This window comes from Streptomyces sp. NPDC048473, assembly GCF_043200155.1.
Classification (GTDB): domain Bacteria; phylum Actinomycetota; class Actinomycetes; order Streptomycetales; family Streptomycetaceae; genus Streptomyces.
This window is the reverse complement of the sequence record NZ_JBICXE010000010.1, coordinates 93,263-110,334: the sequence shown is the minus strand read 5'-3', so window position 1 is coordinate 110,334 and position 17,072 is coordinate 93,263. Positions and strand designations below refer to the sequence as shown.

Genomic DNA, 17,072 nt, shown 5'->3' with positions numbered 1-17,072 from the left:
CTGTGGGTGAATTCGTACGAATGAAGCCCCTTGAAGCCCCTTGAAGCCCCTTGAAGTCCTTTGAAGTCCTTGAGGCGATGCCCGTGCCGTCGGCTCAGAAGCGGCCGCCGCCGCCCCGCCGGCCGCGCGTGCCCCCGCCGCCGAAACTGCCCGGCCCGCCGCCCCCTCCGTAACCCCCGCCGAACCCTCCTCCGTAACCCCCGCCGCCGCGGCCGCCCCCACCGCCGCCCAGGAGTCCCCCGAGGATGATCCCGCCGAGCACCGCGCCGCCGACCCCGCCGCCGCCCCCTCCCTGCACACCGCCCGGGCCGCTCCGGCCCCCGTACGACCGCACATCCTGTTCGGCCAGACTCCGGGCCTGCCCGGCCAGGGAGTCCGCCTGCTGCGCCTCGGCCAGCGCGCCCTGGGGATCGTCGGTCCCGGCCAGTTCACGGGACCGGTCGATCCGCCGCTGGGCCTCCGCGAGACGGGTGCGGGCCTGGCTGCCCACGGCTCCGCGGTTCGTGGTGATGAAGTCGGCTGCGGCGGCGATCGCCGAACGCGCGGTGAGCGTCGCCTGGTCGAGAAGGGAGCGGGCCCGCCGGTTGCCCTGCTCCTGTTCGCGGGCGCCGGCCAGTGCCTCGTCGAGCGCCGTATCGGCCTCCTCCACCCTGCGCAGTGCGTCGATGGGGTCGTACGGACCGGCCTGCGTTTCCCCCCTCACATCACTGAGCACCGACTCCGCACGGGCGATCCGGCCCCGTAGATCCGCCGTCGGCACACCCTCCGCGGTGCCTTCGAGCAGCCCGCCCGCATCGGCGAGGTCGGTTTCCGTCTCGGTGAGGGCGGCAGGCAGTTTGCCCGCTGCCTCCGCGAGTTCCCGGCCTCGCCGGTCCACGGCATCGACGAGCCTGGTCGCCTGGTCGACAGCGCCCTCGGTGGCCCGTACGTACACCGCCGCCGCGGCGTTGTTCCCGCTGTCCACCGACTGCCGGGCCTGATTGAGGCTGGAAGTGGCGAAGACGAGGCGGTCCTTGGCCTGTTCGATGGCGCCGGCGACGGGCGCGGAGGCCGAATCGGCGTACTGGCTGCGCATCGCGGTCAGGGCGGCAACGGCAGTGGAGACGCGGCCGGCGAGGGCGCGGAAGGCGGTCTCGGCCGTGGCCAGGGCCTGCGGAGCGTTACGTTCCAGGGCGCGCAGCCGGTCGAAGTCCTCGGACACGGCGTCGAGGCGGGTGTTGGCGTCCGTGCAGCGGCTGATGATCTCGTCCAGCATCCGGCGCCGCGTCGCATCGTCCTCGGGAAAGGCGTCGTCCAGCTGCTGGCGCAACCGGAACGCGGCCGTCAGCTCGCCCTTCGCGTAGGTGACGGCCTCGGTGAAGGGGGCTGCGGCCTCTTCGCCGAACTGGGCGGTGGCAAAACCCAGTTCCTCCTCGCTGGTGCGGACCGCGTCGTCGGTGTCCACCAGCGTCTCCTTCGCCCGGGCATCGAGCTCCGGCAGCGGAGTCGGCGGTGGGGTCGGCCCGCCCGATCCGGCGGAGCCCGTACCCCAGCCGGTCGCACCGGGCGTGGTGCGGGTCGTGGCCCGCCTCCTGCGCCGGGTGTACGCATAGCCGGCGACCGCTGCCGCTCCGCCGACGACGACCACCGGCAGAATCAGGTCTCCGGCGCCCGTCCCGGCGGAACTTCCGGTTCCGGGATCGGCGACACCGGGTGTGATCGTCGGCGTGGGCACGGCCTTGTCGGCCAGCACGGCGGAGTACCCGTTCGCGGCGCCGATCGCCGCGCCGGCCCAGTCGTGTTCCCTGAGCGCGGGCTCGATCGCCGTGCTCGCCACGTCCTGGAGCTGGGAGTCGGTGAGGCGTGAGCCCTGTTCGACGGTGTACGCATACTGCCGGTCGTGGGTGGCGACGGCGAGCAGGACGTCGTCGCGGCCGAGGCCGTTGCGGTTGGCCGTCTCATCGGCCCAGCTCTGCGCGGACCGGCCGGAGAAGTCCCGTACGTACACGACGAAGAGCTGGACGCGGCGGTCGGCGTACAGCCGGTCGAGTGCGGCCGTGACCTGGTCCCTGCGGTCCCCGAGCGCCCCCACCTTGTCGGTGATCTGCCCGTCCTTGGACAGGGTGACGGGATCGTCCGCGCGAGCGGTCAGCGCGGCGGGAAGGGCCAGCCAGCACACCGTCAACAGCGCGGCGAGAAGGGCCCGGCCCGGTATGGATATCCGGGTACGGCTCACGAGCGGCATCACATTTGTGAGGCTATGTCCACCCTCTGTCACTCGCGACCCGGTGATCGGGTCCGAAACCGGAACCGGAATCGGGGCCGGTGCCGTGCATACTGCGACGGCACACCGGCATTCAGGGGGACGGACGTGCGTACGCGGATGAAGCGCATCGCCCAGGCTGTGCGGAACCGGGTGGCCCGGTTCCGCTGGAGCGGGCTGTGGCGGACCTGGCCGAGACGGATCGCGCTGGGAGCGGTCCTGGTGATCGTGGTGCCGGTCCTCACCGCCGGGGTCGCCCTGCGGCTCAACTATTCGGGTGACCCCGGCGACGGCACCCGCACCCGTGGCCGCGACGCCATCTGGCTCGGCCACGCCTGGGTCGACGGGCGCAAGGACGACGCAGACCTCGCCGCGTTCGCCGCCCGGATCAAGGGGACCGGCATCAAGGACCTGTACGTCCACGCCGGGCCCCTGGAACACGACGGCACCCTGCCCGCAGCCCGCTACCCCCGGGCGCGATGGCTGCTCGACGCCGTACACCGCACCCTGCCCGGCATCCGGGTCCAGGCATGGCTCGGCGACAAGCTCGCCACCGAAGGGCCCGACGGGCTGCGCCTGGAGCGGGCCGCGTCCCGCAGCGCGGTCGTCGCATCGGCCCGGCAGATCCTGGACGCCGGGTTCGACGGCGTTCATTTCGACCTGGAGCCGCTGCACTCCGGCGACGGCAACTACCTCTCGCTCCTCGACGACCTGCGCGAGCTCACGCGGGCCCGCAAGGTCCCCCTGTCGATCGCCGCCCACCAGATCGACCCGCTGCCGGCGGCGCACAGTGTGCTGGGGGCGCTCAGCGGCCGCCAGAAGTGGTGGTCGCAGAAGTTCTTCGGGCAGGTCGCACGCCGGGTCGACCAGATCGCCGTCATGTCGTACGACACCTGGATGCCGCTGGAGGGCATGTTCGGCGGCCATGTCGCCCAGCAGACGGCGCTCGCTCTGGAAGTGACGCCCCGGGACACCGATCTGCTGATGGGGCTGCCGTTCTTCCACGAGAACGACCTCGGACACCACGAGTCGGCGGAAACGGTCGCGGCCGCGGTCCGGGGCACCAGACTGGGTCTGGGCCGCACGGACCGCGGCCGCGAACGGTTCGGGGTCGCGCTCTACGTCGACTTCGCGGCACGGGACGGCGACTGGGCGGCGTACCGGAAGGGCTGGAACTGACCCCCTGGCACGCCGCCACAAGGCGGATCAGATGGAGAACCGCTCCTTGGCGAGCAGCGGCCGCACCTTCGACTGGAACCCGCCGGTCCGGAACGGCCGCTGCAGCAGGCCCGGGCGGATCGCCTGGGCCAGCGCCGCGGCGATCATGCCCTGGTCGAGAGCGAGCATGTAGTCACTGACCCGCCCGGTGCGGACGTTGACGGAGTCCCGGAATCCGTATCCGGCGTGGTAGGCACCGAAGTCGCGGTCGAGCGCACGCAGGTTCGCGATCGCCTCGTCCGGCGCATGGGGCAGGGCGAGGAAGGAGGCGTGCGGGGTGACCACACCGTTGGTGAACGCCGAGGCGGGCGGCAGCGGAGCACCGTCCGTGGTGAACGTGCGATCGGTGTTGGAGGCGTATCCGTCGACCTGCATGCCGATGGCGTCGACGCCGTACTCCTGGTACCCGCCTTCGGGAATGTTGGCGGGGGAGAAGCCCCAGTACCCGTACTCCGCTTCCTTCATGCCGTGTTCGATCTGGCTGCGGACGTAGCGCCGGTGCGTGAGGCCCCAGGACCGCGGCGACCACTCCGGCTCCGGCACGAACAGCGGCACCATCAGGGCCTCGAACATCGACCCGCCCCAGGTGGGGACGATCTTCCGGCCGCGGTGGGTGTAGTGCCCCTGCCAGACGCGTACGCCGTCCATGGCGACGTAGCTGCCCTGCGGGTGCTGCTCCTGCTCGTTCTCGGGGAGCATCGTGCGCAGCAGGTGCCAGTAGTGGTCGGTGGGCAGCGAGCCGTCGGCGATGCCCAGGTAACTGGCCATGCGCGGCTCGGTGTTGAGCGCGCCGTAGTGGTGGCCGGTGGGCTCCTCGGTGTCGGTCCAGAATCCGCCGCGCAGTTGGCCGGGGCCTGCGACGGGGTCGGCCGGGTCGTACGGCGTGTAGTAGTAGGACCAGTCGGCGGTGGCCAGGATGCGGGCGACGCGGGGGCGAAGAGCCGGTGAGGCGTCGGCGGCGATGCGCAGACCGGTGATCAGCCAGGCGTTGTCGACGGAGGAGAGGAACGGACGCACCGGGTCGCCGGTGCCGGGCCACTCGGTCAGGACCGAACCGTCGTGCGCGTCGTACCAGTTGAGCCAGAAGCCGTGGTGGCGCTCCAGCTTCTCGACGGCCCGGACGGTGCGCTCCAGCCTGCGTTCCATCGTGGCATCGCCGATCACGCCGAGTCCGGCCGCGGCGACGGTCGACCAGAGGCCGCAGCCGATGTTGGTGGGAGACGTCTGGCGCGACTGGACGGGGGCGGCGCCGCTGACGTCGATCTTGTCGACGGCGAGACCGAAGTCGGTCGTCATCGCCTCGATCGAGCGGTAGGTGTCGCGGAACCAGCGCAGGAGCAGTGGTGCGTCCGAGCCGCGCACGGATTGCGCGGCGCCTGCTGAAGGCGCGGATATGGCTCCGAAAGACAGGGCGGCAGCCCCTGTTCCCGCGGCGGTGAGAAACGTGCGACGGTCCATCAGAACCCCTCGAAGAAGAGCCACCGACTGTGGGCGGTGGGCGGATTTCGTTCGTCGGTCGTGACTGAGGGCGCGGGGCGCCGTGATATGTACAGCACCCGCGCGGGCGCCGCACGTCGGCGGGGCTGAATACGTGCGGGGCCCACGCGGGCAGAGCTGTACGGGAATCGGCGTCCGTCAGGTACCGCCGGTTCCCGTACGGGCGGGAGCTGTCAGGTCGCTCCCGGTCGGGGGGCCGACGTCAGTCGGCGATGCGCGGCAGCGCGCGCGTGCGGCCCATCTCGCCCAGCCAGACGGCGGACGGCTTGGGCAGGCGCTCGAAGGTCTCCGGGTTCCAGCCGATCAGGCCGAAGGTCGGCTTGTAGGAGCCCCACTCGTAGTTGTCGAGCGCGCTCCAGGCCAGGTAGCCCTGGATGTTCAGGCCGTCTTCCAGCGCGGACGCGACCTCGCCCAGCGCACCGGTGTAGTAGTCGATCCGGCGGCTGTCGTCGTCGGTCGCGATGCCGTTCTCGGTCACGATCAGCGGCACGTCCTTGCCGACGACCTCGGCGGTGTGGCGCAGCGCGTAGCCGACCGCGGAGGGGTAGTACTCCCACTGCGTGAGGGTGCGCTCGACACCGTCGGCCGTGGGTATGGGGCCCTCGGCGCCGATCTTGGTCCGGGTGTAGGACTGCACACCGATCCAGTCGTCGCCGCGGGCGGCCTCGATGAAGATGTCCTCGCGGGGGTGGCGGTAGGCCGCGGTGACCTCCTCGGCGCCGGGAAGGGCCTGGTAGACCTGGTTGGCGATGGTCCAGCCGACCTGGATGCCGGCGTCGATCGCCCTGACCTCCTTGACGGCCGCGTGGTGCGCGGCGATGACGGCCTGGGTGGTCTCGTCGTCGGGGGTCGGCAGACCGGCGGGCGGGAAGCTGTTGTCGCCCCGCTTGGCCTGGCCGGCCATCACGGCGATCATGTTCGGCTCATTGATCGTGCAGACGTGGCTGACGCCCTCGCCGATCACCGGTGCGCAGGCCGCGACGTAGCGCGCGAAGAGTTCGACCGCGCCGTCGGCGGTCCAGCCGCCGCGCGCCTCGAACCACTGCGGCACGGTGAAGTGGTGCAGGGTGATCATCGGGCGCAGGCCGCGCTCGATGGCGCCCTCGACCATGCGGCGGTAGTGGGCGAGCTCGGCCCGGGAGAACTGGCCCTCGGCCGGTTCGATGCGCGCCCACTCGATGGAGAACCGGTAGTCCGTGAAACCCAGACCGGCCAGCACGTCCATGTCCTCGTGCCAGCGGTGGTAGCTGTCGCAGGCGTCCAGGCTGGGCTCCTGGATGTGGGTGCCCGCGGCGTGCTCCTTGACCCACCAGTCGCTGTTGGTGTTGTTGCCCTCGATCTGGTGGGCGGCCGTGGAGGCGCCCCACAGGAAGCCTTCGGGGAACGGGATCTGGGTGTGAGTCATCGCAAACTGTCTCTCTGGTGATGAAGGGGTGTGGCCGGCAGGGGTGTGGGGTGCGGCCTCGTACGTTTCGGTGGGGCGGCCGGGACGGGCCGGCCTGCCCAGGGGGACGGCTACTTCATGCCGGCCGTCGCGATGCCCTGGGTGAAGTGCCGCTGGAGCACGATGAACAGGACCACGACAGGCAGGACGACCAGCAGGGACCCGGCCATCAGCATGCCGTTGGATCCGCCCGCCTTGTTGGGGTCGGTGGCGAAGGTGGCCAGGGCGACCGGAAGGGTGTACTTGTCGGGGTCGTTGGTCGCGATGAGCGGCCAGACGAAGTTGTTCCAGGAGCCCAGGAACGTGAAGATCGAGAGCGTCGCCAGGGCGGGCTTCACCAGCGGCATCACGATCCGCCAGAAGATGTACCACTCACCTGCGCCGTCCATCCGGGCCGCTTCCAGCAGCTCGTCCGGGATCGACTGCATGAACTGCCGCATCAGGAAGACACCGAAGGCTCCGGCGGCGAACGGCAGCACCAGACCGGCGTACGAGTCGATCAGGTGCAGCTTGCTCATCAGCACGAAGAGCGGCAGCAGCATCAGGTTGCCGGGCACCATCAGGGCGCCGAGAACCAGGCCGAAGATCTTGTTGCGGCCGGCGAAGTTCAGCTTGGCCAGGGCGTACCCGAGCATCGAGCAGAACACCAGGTTCGAGACGGTGACCAGCACCGCCACGATCACCGAGTTCATGAAGTACAGCGGCAGATCCAGCTTGTCGAGCAGGTTCCGGAAGTTCTCCAGGGTCCACTCGGTCGGGAGCCACACGGGCGGGCTGGCCGTCAGGTCCGCTTGCGTCTTGAAGGCCGAGAGAGCCATCCACAGGAACGGCGCCGACATGACCAGCAGCCCGGCCGAGAGCAGGACGTAGACGAGGAGACGCTTCGGGTTGCGGGGCTTCTTCGCCTCGGACGGCCGCGTGTCCCCGGGCTTCTTCGACGGCGCCGTCGAGACGGCGCCCGGTGCACTGGTGGCGCTCATTTCGTGTTGTCCTTCAGCAGTCGGAGCTGCAGCACCGTGATGCCCATGATCACTACGAAGAGGACATACGCCATGGCGCTCGCATAGCCCATGTGGAAGAAGTTGAAGCCCTCGCGGTACATGTTCAGCGAGACGGTGAGTGTGGAGTCCGAGGGGCCGCCCTGGGTCATCACGAACGGCTCCTCGAAGACATTGAGGTAGCCGATGGTCGTGATCACCGTGGCGTAGAGCAGCGTGGGCCGCAGCAGGGGCACGGTGATGCCCTTGAACTCCTGCCAGATACCGGCACCGTCCAGCCGCGCGGCCTCCCGTACCTCGGTGGGAATGGCCTGCAGACCGGCGATGAAGAGCACCATGACCGTGCCGAGGTTGCGCCAGACCGCCATCGCGATCATCGAGGGCATGGCGAGCGTCTCGGAGCCCAGGAAGTCGGGCGAGGTGAGGCCCACTTCGGAGAAGAGCCCCGCGATCAGCCCGTCGCTCGGGTCGAGCACGAACCGCCAGACCACGGCGACCGCGACGATGGTCGTGACCACCGGGGCGTAGAAGCCGACGCGGAAGAAGGTCCGCGCCCGGTCGATGCCGTTGTTCAGCAGTACGGCGACGACCAGCCCGAGGGAGATCGTCAGGGGGACACCGATCACCACGAAGTACGCCGTGTTGAACAGCGACTTGAGGAACTTGTCGTCGCTGAACAGATTGACGTAGTTCTCGAAGCCGATGAAGTTCGCGTCCAGCGGGTGCGTGACATTGCGCAGCCCGAAGTCGGTGAAGCTCATCACCAGCGTCGCGAGGATCGGGAACGCCATGAAGACGAGGAAGAGGACGAGGAAGGGAGTGGAGAACAGCCAGCCGGCCAGGTTCTGCACGCCCATCGAGGACTTCTTGCCACCCCGGCGACCTGCGGGCCCGGTGGCCGGGGACTCGGAAGCCCCCGGCCCGGCCTGCACCTTGGCCGGCTGAGCGGCCTTTGAGGTCATGGTGCGCATGACTCCTACTTCACGAGGCCTTCGATTTCGGACTGGGCGGTCTTGAGAGCGTCCTCGGCGGACGCCTTGCCCTGGGTGACCTTGGCGATGGCCTGGTCGACCTTGTCGGTGATCTCCGTCCACTTGGCCAGCGACGGGGAGGACTTGGCGGTGTCCATCTGCTTCTTGAAGACCTGGAGACCGGCGTCGTCGGCGAGGTCACCGGAGGTCCAGGCCGAGGTGTTGGCCGGCAGGTCCTTGGTGCGCTTGTACCAGTCGGCCTGGCCCTTGGTGTCGGTCAGGTACTTGATGAACTCCGTGGCGGCCGCCTTGTGCTCACTGTCCTTGGAGATCACCAGGGAGGAACCGCCGGCCATGGAGACGGAGGACTTGTCGGCGGGCACATTGGCCACCGCCCACTTGCCCTTGATCTGCGGCTGGCCCTCGTTCAGCAGAGTGACGTGCCAGGGGCCGCCGAAGAACATCGGGACGCGGCCGTTGCCGAAGTCCTTCACCACGTCGTAGCCGGGCTGCACGGACTTGTTGGAGAGCCCCTTGTCGAAGTACGAGCCGTACTCCTTGAGCGCCTTGACGGCCTCGGGGCTGTCGATGACGGCCTCGCCCTTGTCGTTGACGATCTCGCCACCGGCCGAGTACAGGAAGGAGTAGAAGTTCTGCACCGTGTCCAGGCCGCTCGGCTGGATGGACAGGCCCCACTTGGTTCCGGCCTTCTTCTGGTAGGCCGAGGCGAGGTCCTGCATCTCCTTCCAGTTGGTCGGAGCCTTGGTGATGCCGGCCTTCTCGGCCAGGTCGGTGCGGTAGTAGAGGACGCGGGTGTCGACGTACCACGGCACGCCGTACGCCTGGCCGTCCACCTCGCCCTGCTGCCAGCCGGACGGGAAGAAGTCCTTCTCGTCGAACGTCTTGGTGTCGACCGGCTCCAGAACGCCGAGATCGGCGAACTCGCCCATGTAGCTGCCGCCCATCTGTGCCACGTCCGGCAGGGTGCCGGCGGCGGCCGCGGAGACCAGCTTCTGGTGGGCGACGTCCCAGCCGACCGGGGTCACCTTGACGGTGATGTTCGGGTTGGCCTTCTGGTAGACCTTGGCCACATCCGCGAGCTTCTCGCCCTCGGCCCCCATGGCCCAGACGGTGATCGTCTGCTTCTTGTCCGCGGCGACATCGTCGCCACCGGAACTGCCGCACGCGGTGATGCCGAAAGTGAGCGCGGCTGCGACTGCGATACCGACCGAGGCGTTTCTGACGGTGCGGGGCATGGAGGGCTCCTCCTTGAGCAATCCGAATGTATGCGCTGCCTGTAAGCGCATACATCACTCTGCGACAGAGATTCGGGAATCCGCAAGAGGGTGCTAGGTCACACTCGCGCAACGTGCCGGACATCTGGATGGTCAACTTGCACGGTAAGCGTGCTGTTTGTGGAATTGGAAACGATGTGACCTATTTCGCGGCGTTGTCCATGGGGTCAATGGTCTGTACCGGCATGGGCGGCGGCGATATTGTCGTGATCATGGCTCCGTTCGATCATGGCTTCCCCTTCGATCCGGCTTACGGGTGCACGCTCGACGACCTGCTGCGCATCCCCGCTCCCGCCGCCCCGGACGACTTCGACGCCTTCTGGCGGGACCGGTACGAGGAGGCCCGCAAGGTCGCCACGGAGCCGGCACTCGGCCCGCTGGAGGACGAGCGCGACGGTGTACGGATTCACGGGGTGACCTTCACCTCGGTGGGCGGGGTGCGGCTCGGGGGCTGGGCCGCGCTGCCCGTCGAGGGGGCCGCGGAGCACGGATTCGTCATCGGGCACGGTTACGGCGGCCGGCAGGAGCCGGGCCCCGATGTGCCGCTGCCGTTGCCCCGGGCGGCGGCGATCCTGCCGTGCGTACGGGGCATGGGGGCGCGCGGCCTGCAGGCGGGCATCCCGGACGTGGCCGACAGTCATGTGCTGCACGGCATCGAATCGCGTGACACCTATGTCATCGGCGACTGCGTGGCGGACCTGTGGTGTGCGGCGTCGGCGCTGCACGAGCTGGTGCCGGAACTGGCGCCCGGGGAGGGCGGCCCGCGGCTCGGGTACCTCGGACAGAGCTTCGGCGGCGGGCTCGGTGCGCTGGCTCTGCCCTGGGACGACCGGTTCGGGGCCGCGCAGCTGACGGTGCCGACGTTCGGCAACCATCCGCTGCGGCTCACCCTGCCGTGTGTGGGGAGCGGGGAGGCGGTGCGGGGCTACCACCGGGAGCACCCCGAGGTCGCCGAGGTGCTTCGGTACTTCGACGCCGCCACAGCCGCGACGCGGCTGGAGCTGCCCACGCTGGTGGCTGCGGCGCTCTTCGATCCCTCGGTGCCGCCGCCGGGGCAGTTCGCCGTGCACAATGCGCTGGCCGGCGAGCGAAAGCTGCGGGTGCTGAGCGCGGGGCACTTCGAGCATGAGGGGCTGGCGGCGGAGGTGGCGGAGCTGCGGGAGGCTCGGCGGGGGTTCTTCGGGGCGCGGCTGGGGCGGTGAGGTTTGGGTGGGCGGGGCGGTGGCCGGGGACGCCCGGCGGGCGCTTTGTCCTCAATCGCCGGACGGGCTTGATGTGCCGGGACGGGTGGTGCCGGCGTCCCGGTCCGGCGTGAGGGTTCCGTCCTCAAGCGCCGGACGGGCTCGATTCGCCGAGGGCTCCGCTCTCAAGCGCCGGACGGGCTTGGTCTGCAGCCGCAGCTCGCGCGGTGGATCAGGGATACCGGGAGCATGAGCGATACCGGGTCGCGGCCGCTGTTGCCCAGGCGCTGCACCAGCAACTCAACGGCCTGCTCGCCGAGTTGGCGGATCGGCTGGCGTACGGTCGTCAGTGGCGGCCGTACGATCCGGCTCAGCGGAATACCGTCGAAGCCGGTCACCGCGATGTCCTCGGGCACCCGCACCCCGCGCCGCTCCAGTGCGCGCAGCGCGCCCACCGCCATCTGGTCATTGGCGAACAGCACGCCCTGAGGCCATTCGGGCCCCCGGTCGAGCAGCGCCTCCGCAGCCCGCGCGCCCTCGGCCTGGGTCATCATCTCGGTCCGCAGATCCGGCTCGTCCGGCACCGGCAGCCCGGCGTCGCGGCACGCCTCCTGGAAGCCGAGGAACCGCGCCTCGGCGTCCGGCGAGTCGACATCGCCCCCGACGAAGGCCAGCCTGCGCAGCCCGTGGTCCTCGATCAGGTGGCGGGCCAGTGCGCGCTCCCCGTCGGCGTTCGCGACGACGATGTGGTCGAGATGGTCGATCTCGCGAGGTCCGGCGAGCATCACCACCGGCAGTCGGCGCGAGATCACTTCGAGGTCCTCGGTCGGCACGGTCTGCGCCAGTACCGCGAAGCCGTCGACCCGTCCCGCGACCTTCGCGACGAGGCTCTCCGGGCCGCCCTCCAGCGAGGCGGCGATCAGCAGCGCGTAACCGTGCCGGCGCGCCGCCCGCTCCATGCCGCGGATGATCTGGTCGGAGTAGAGCATCACCGCGTCGTCGGCGTCGCTGTCCGCCTCCGCGTCGGCCTCGGCGTCGGCGTCGGCGTAGTCGGGGAAGCAGAGGCCGAGCACGCCGGTGGTCCGGCTGGCCAGGCCCCGGGCGTTCCCGCTGGGTACGTAACCGAGCTGGCGGGCGGCTTCGAGGACCCGCTCACGGGTCTGGGCACGTACCGAATCGGGGGTGCGGTAGACCCGCGAGACCGTGGCAATGGAGACGCCCGACCGCTCGGCGACGTCGTACACCGTTGGGGCGCTCACTCGACCGACCGTCCGCTTCTTCTTCCGTACCGAAGCACCTGCTGTTGCATGTACCGACCCTCTTTTGAAAGCGCATTCACCCTAGATCGCAGGCCGCACGACGGGCAAGACCGCCCAAAAAATAGACAGGCAACCTTGCAAGATGGCCTGTGCATCTTTATGCTGAAGCCGTGCCGGAACCGACCGAAGCCACCCCCGCCGACCCTCGCGCCGAGCTCTTCGCCGAGCCGAGTGCCGAGCAGGTGGCGACACAGCTCACCGCCGTGGTCAGCCGACTGCTGCGGCGGCTGCGCACCACGTCGTCGGACAGCCTGCTCACGCCGACGCAGCGCTCGGTGCTCGCCAGACTCGACCGTGAGGGCCCGGCCACCACGGCCGCGCTGGCCCGCGCCGAGTATGTACGTCCGCAGTCCATGCGGCTGACCCTCGGCGCGCTGGAGAGTCAGGGGATCGTCGAGCGGTCGCCCGATCCGGCCGACGGCCGGAAGTCGGTGATGTCGATCACGGACACCGGACTCGCGACGCTCGCCGCCGTCCGCGCCGCCAAGCACAACTGGCTCGCCGAGGCCATCGCCGCCGAGCTCGACGGGGCCGAACGCCGCACGGTCGCCGAGGCCACGGACCTGATCGACCGCCTGGTCGGGAAGTGACCGGCCAGGCGTCCAGCCGGGCGACGACGCGCCGCCGCGAGATGACCGGCCAGGCGTCCGGCCGCGAGACGACCGGCCACGAGAGCGTCCCCGGAAGCGATCCCCGGGGCGGCGCCGGAGCCCACGGAGACACCTGCCCCCGGATTCCGTGCGCGCCGTACCTGAACCCCACCGATCGCCCCATTCCCCTCAGAGGAGCGCCATCATGACCGCCACCACCCTGGACCCGAAGACCGCCCTGGTCGTCGTCGATCTCCAGAAGGGCATTGTCAGTCTGCCCACCGCCCCCCACCCCGCCGCCGACGCCGTCGCCAACTCCGCGACCCTCGCCGACGCCTTCCGCGCCAAGGGCCTCCCGGTCGTCCTGGTCCGGGTCACCGGCGGCGCCCCCGGCCGCAACGAGGGCCCGGCGCAGTCCGGGCAGCCGGCCGCCGACTGGGCGGACATCGTGCCCGAGCTCGGCCCGCGCGAGGGCGACATCGTGGTCACCAAGCGCACCTGGGGCGCCTTCTACGGCACCGACCTCGACCTTCAGCTGCGCCGCCTCGGCGTCACCCAGGTCGTCGTCACCGGCATCGCGACCAGCATCGGCGTCGAGTCCACCGCCCGCTCCGCCCACGAGTACGGCTACCACGTCACCGTTGCCACGGACGCGGTCACCGACATGGACGCCGACACCCACCGCAACAGCGTCGAGAGGATCTTCCCGCGGCTCGGCGAGACGGACACCACCGAGGCGATTCTCAAGCTGCTCGGCTGACCTTCACGGCCGGTCCCCGCGTCGGCCGATCTTGTTCCCCAGCCACACCAACGGGTCGTACTTGCGGTCCACGGCCCGCTCCTTCAGCGGGATCAGCGCATTGTCGGTGATCTTGATGTGTTCGGGGCACACCTCCGTACAGCACTTCGTGATGTTGCAGTAGCCCAGCCCGTGCTCCTCCTGGGCCGTCGCCTTCCGGTCGAGTCCCGACTCGGCGGCGGCGTCCAGGGGGTGCATGTCCAGCTCGGCGATCCGCATCAGGAAGCGCGGTCCGGCGAACGCCGTCTTGTTCTCCTCGTGGTCGCGCACCACATGGCAGGTGTCCTGGCACAGGAAGCACTCGATGCACTTGCGGAACTCCTGTGAGCGGTCCACATCGACCTGCTGCATCCGGTAGTCGCCCGCCTTCACCCCCTGCGGGGGTACGAAGGCGGGCACTTCCCGTGCCTTGGCGTAGTTGAACGTCACGTCCGTCACCAGATCGCGGACGACCGGGAAGGCCCGCAGCGGGGTGACGGTGATCGTCTCCTCGCGGCCGAACACCGACATGCGCGTCATGCACATCAGCCGCGGCCTGCCGTTGATCTCCGCGCTGCACGAACCGCACTTGCCCGCCTTGCAGTTCCAGCGCACCGCCAGATCGCCCGCCTGGGTGGCCTGGATCCGGTGGATGATGTCGAGGACGACCTCGCCGTCGTTCACCTCGACCTCGAAGTCCTCCAGGTCACCGCCGTCCGGGTCCCCGCGCCACACCCTGAACTGCGCGTTGTAGCTGCTCACTCGTACAGCTCCTCTTCGGCCAGGTACTTGACCAGCTCCTCCTTCTCGAAGAGGGAGAGCAGATCCGGATGGATGGGTTCGGTCGTCTTGCGCAGGAGTTCGATCCGGCCGCCCGACGCACCTTCGGCAGCCTCGTCGGCCAGCCGGCACAGCAGATTGGCCGGGCGCCAGGAGCGCTCCATCGTCGGGCAGTCCTCGCGGGTGTGACCGCCGCGGCTCTCCGTGCGCTCCAGCGCGGCCCGGGCGATGCACTCGCTGACCAGCAGCATGTTCCGCAGGTCCAGGGCGAGGTGCCAGCCGGGGTTGAACTGCCGGTGCCCCTCGATACCGGCGCGGTGCGCCCGTAGCCGCAGCGTGGCCAGTTTCTCCAGGGCCTGTTCCATCTCGGGCGCCCGCCGGATGATGCCGACCAGGTCGTTCATGGTCTGCTGGAGTTCCTGGTGGAGGGTGTACGGATTCTCCGCCGTCGCCCCGTCCTCCAGGCCCTCCGCGCTGAACGGACGAAGGGCCTCCGCCGCTGCCGCGTCGATCTGCTCCTCGTCCACCACCGGCGGCGTGCCGATGGCGTCCGCGTACTCGGCGGCGTGCAGCCCGGCCCGCCGTCCGAAGACCAGCAGGTCGGAGAGGGAGTTCCCGCCGAGCCGGTTGGAGCCGTGCATGCCGCCCGCGACCTCGCCCGCCGCGTACAGACCGGGCACGGCCACGGCGGCCGCGGTGTCGGAGTCGACGGCGATCCCGCCCATCACGTAGTGACAGGTCGGGCCGACCTCCATCGCCTCCGCCGTGATGTCGACATCCGCCAGCTCCTTGAACTGGTGGTACATCGAGGGCAGCCGGCGCCGGATCGTGTCCGCGGGCATCCGGGTCGACACATCCAGGAACACCCCGCCGTGCGGCGAGCCCCGGCCCGCCTTCACCTCGGAGTTGATGGCACGGGCGACCTCGTCGCGCGGCAGCAGCTCGGGCGGGCGGCGGTTGTGGTCCGGATCCTCGTACCAGCGGTCGCCCTCCTCCTCCGACTGTGCGTACTTCTCCTTGAACACATCGGGGACGTAGTCGAACATGAACCGCTTGCCCTCGGAGTTGCGCAGCACCCCGCCGTCCCCGCGCACCGACTCGGTGACGAGGATGCCCTTCACCGACGGCGGCCAGACCATGCCGGTCGGATGGAACTGCACGAACTCCATGTTCAGCAGCGGTGCGCCCGCCAGCAGGGCGAGGGCGTGGCCGTCGCCGGTGTACTCCCAGGAGTTCGACGTCACCTTGAAGGACTTGCCGATGCCTCCGGTGGCGAGGACGACCGCGGGGGCTTCGAGGACGAAGAAGCGGCCGGACTCGCGCTCGTAGCAGAAGGTGCCGCTGACCCTCTCGCCGTCCTTCAGCACGCGGGTGACGGTGCACTCCTGGAAGACCTTCAGCCGGGCTTCGTAGTCGCCGTGTTCGCGGTAATCCTCCTGCTGCAGGGAGACGATCTTCTGCTGGAGGGTGCGGATCAGTTCGAGGCCGGTACGGTCCCCGACATGCGCGAGCCGCGGGTACTCATGGCCGCCGAAGTTGCGCTGGGAGATCTTTCCGTCCGGCGTACGGTCGAAGAGCGCACCCCAGGTCTCCAGCTCCCAGACCCGGTCCGGCGCCTCCTTGGCGTGCAGCTCCGCCATCCGCCACTGGTTGAGGAACTTCCCGCCGCGCATGGTGTCGCGGAAGTGCACCTGCCAGTTGTCCCCGGAGTTCACATTGCCCATGGACGCGGCGATCCCGCCCTCGGCCATGACCGTGTGCGCCTTGCCGAAGAGCGATTTGCAGATGACCGCGGTACGGGCTCCGCGCTCCCGCGCCTCGATGGCGGCGCGCAGCCCGGCACCTCCGGCACCGACCACGACGACGTCCCACTGCTGCCGTTCGAGCTCTGTCATTCAGAAAAACCTCGGATCGTCGAAGGCGCCGGAGGCGACGAGATACACGTAGAAGTCGGCGAGCGCCACGCTGATCAGGGAGGCCCAGGCGAGCAGCATGTGCCGGGCGTTGAGCCGGCCCACCCAGCCCCACAGCCGGTAGCGCACGGGGTGCTTGGAGAAGTGCCGCAGCCGGCCGCCGATGATGTGCCGGCAGGAGTGGCAGGACAGGGTGTACGCCCAGATCAGGGTGATGTTGACCAGGAAGATCAGCGAGCCGAGACCCATATGGCCCCAGGCGTAGTGCCCGTCGCGGAAGGAGAGCACGGTGTCGTACGTGAGGATCCCGGCGACCGGCACCGCGGCGTAGAAGAAGTACCGGTGGATGTTCTGCATGATCAGCGGGAAGCGGGTCTCGCCGGTGTACTTCGCGTGCGGCTCGGCGACCGCGCAGGCCGGGGGCGATGCCCAGAAGCCCCGGTAGTAGGCCTTGCGGTAGTAGTAGCAGGTCAGCCGGAAGCCCAGCGGGAAGATCAGGACCAGCAGGGCGGGGGAGAGGCCCCACCAGCTGCCGAAGAGCTCCCAGTTCGGGCCGTGCCGCATGGGGGCGCAGTTCTCCGCCAGACAGGGCGAGTAGAACGGTGACACATACGGGGCCGCGTAGTAGTCGGCGTTCGAGAAGGCCCGCCATGTCGAGTAGACGATGAAGGCGAGCAGCCCGCCGGCCGTCAGAGCGGGCGACAGCCACCAGCGGTCGGTCCGCAGATGGCGGGCGGCGATGGCGGCCCGGGAGGCGTGGTGGACGCCTGCCGCCCGCGTCGCCGCCGCATTCGGTCGAGGTGGTTCCGTACCTGGTGCTGTTCCTGTTTCCGTACCGGTGGCCAA

General features: G+C 69.7%; 14 protein-coding genes. 4 read left to right on the top strand and 10 right to left on the bottom strand.

Translation table 11 applies throughout. The features are described from left to right. Positions 1-94: 94 nt before the first annotated feature. Positions 95-2,215 (bottom strand): TPM domain-containing protein, encoded by a 2,121-nt coding sequence (locus ACGFU7_RS19020; RefSeq protein ID WP_393697179.1) that lies wholly within the window; start codon positions 2,213-2,215, stop codon positions 95-97. Between the two features lie 135 nt (positions 2,216-2,350). On the opposite strand from ACGFU7_RS19020, the gene ACGFU7_RS19015 reads away from it, so the two are divergent. Next, entirely contained in the window at positions 2,351-3,421 is a 1,071-nt protein-coding gene (locus tag ACGFU7_RS19015; protein ID WP_393697178.1) for a hypothetical protein, read from the top strand. 27 nt (positions 3,422-3,448) lie between these two features. Here the strand turns inward: ACGFU7_RS19015 and ACGFU7_RS19010 are convergent, their stop codons facing one another. The 5 genes from ACGFU7_RS19010 to ACGFU7_RS18990 form a co-directional block, all read right to left on the bottom strand. Beyond that, on the bottom strand, positions 3,449-4,918 hold the full coding sequence (locus ACGFU7_RS19010) for a glucoamylase family protein (RefSeq protein WP_393697177.1): 1,470 nt from the start codon (positions 4,916-4,918) through the stop codon (positions 3,449-3,451). 241 nt (positions 4,919-5,159) lie between these two features. Continuing rightward, positions 5,160-6,362: a glycoside hydrolase family 1 protein gene (locus ACGFU7_RS19005; protein ID WP_393697176.1), complete on the bottom strand. Its 1,203-nt coding sequence runs from the start codon at positions 6,360-6,362 to the stop codon at positions 5,160-5,162. A 110-nt stretch (positions 6,363-6,472) separates the two neighbouring features. After that, the gene (locus ACGFU7_RS19000; RefSeq protein ID WP_393697175.1) at positions 6,473-7,381 is read right to left on the bottom strand and encodes a carbohydrate ABC transporter permease; all 909 of its coding nucleotides are present in this window, start codon (positions 7,379-7,381) and stop codon (positions 6,473-6,475) included. Next, positions 7,378-8,370, bottom strand: coding sequence for a carbohydrate ABC transporter permease (locus ACGFU7_RS18995; RefSeq protein ID WP_393697174.1), 993 nt, complete (start codon positions 8,368-8,370; stop codon positions 7,378-7,380). The genes ACGFU7_RS19000 and ACGFU7_RS18995 overlap by 4 nt, the downstream gene beginning before the upstream one ends. 5 nt (positions 8,371-8,375) lie before the next feature. After that, positions 8,376-9,626 (bottom strand): sugar ABC transporter substrate-binding protein, encoded by a 1,251-nt coding sequence (locus ACGFU7_RS18990; protein ID WP_393697173.1) that lies wholly within the window; start codon positions 9,624-9,626, stop codon positions 8,376-8,378. A gap of 251 nt (positions 9,627-9,877) precedes the next feature. On the opposite strand from ACGFU7_RS18990, the gene ACGFU7_RS18985 reads away from it, so the two are divergent. Then, positions 9,878-10,867 carry an acetylxylan esterase gene (locus tag ACGFU7_RS18985; RefSeq protein WP_393697172.1) on the top strand — a complete coding sequence of 330 codons (990 nt, stop codon included), beginning with the start codon at positions 9,878-9,880 and terminating at the stop codon, positions 10,865-10,867. A gap of 164 nt (positions 10,868-11,031) precedes the next feature. Here ACGFU7_RS18985 and ACGFU7_RS18980 read toward each other — a convergent pair whose 3' ends face one another. After that, entirely contained in the window at positions 11,032-12,105 is a 1,074-nt protein-coding gene (locus tag ACGFU7_RS18980) for a LacI family DNA-binding transcriptional regulator (RefSeq protein WP_393697171.1), read from the bottom strand. A gap of 170 nt (positions 12,106-12,275) precedes the next feature. On the opposite strand from ACGFU7_RS18980, the gene ACGFU7_RS18975 reads away from it, so the two are divergent. Continuing rightward, complete coding sequence (locus tag ACGFU7_RS18975) at positions 12,276-12,755, top strand: MarR family winged helix-turn-helix transcriptional regulator (protein WP_393697170.1); 480 nt, start codon at positions 12,276-12,278, stop codon at positions 12,753-12,755. A 205-nt stretch (positions 12,756-12,960) separates the two neighbouring features. After that, positions 12,961-13,515, top strand: a complete 555-nt coding sequence (locus ACGFU7_RS18970; protein ID WP_393697169.1) for an isochorismatase family protein — start codon at positions 12,961-12,963, stop codon at positions 13,513-13,515. A gap of 3 nt (positions 13,516-13,518) precedes the next feature. Here the strand turns inward: ACGFU7_RS18970 and ACGFU7_RS18965 are convergent, their stop codons facing one another. Genes ACGFU7_RS18965 through ACGFU7_RS18955 form a run of 3 tightly spaced genes read right to left on the bottom strand, consistent with a single transcriptional unit; the run spans position 13,519 to position 17,072 of the window. Beyond that, entirely contained in the window at positions 13,519-14,295 is a 777-nt protein-coding gene (locus tag ACGFU7_RS18965) for a succinate dehydrogenase/fumarate reductase iron-sulfur subunit (RefSeq protein ID WP_393697168.1), read from the bottom strand. After that, the gene (locus ACGFU7_RS18960) at positions 14,292-16,208 is read right to left on the bottom strand and encodes a fumarate reductase/succinate dehydrogenase flavoprotein subunit (RefSeq protein WP_393697167.1); all 1,917 of its coding nucleotides are present in this window, start codon (positions 16,206-16,208) and stop codon (positions 14,292-14,294) included. The genes ACGFU7_RS18965 and ACGFU7_RS18960 overlap by 4 nt, the downstream gene beginning before the upstream one ends. Beyond that, positions 16,209-17,072, bottom strand: coding sequence for a hypothetical protein (locus ACGFU7_RS18955; RefSeq protein ID WP_393697166.1), 864 nt, complete (start codon positions 17,070-17,072; stop codon positions 16,209-16,211).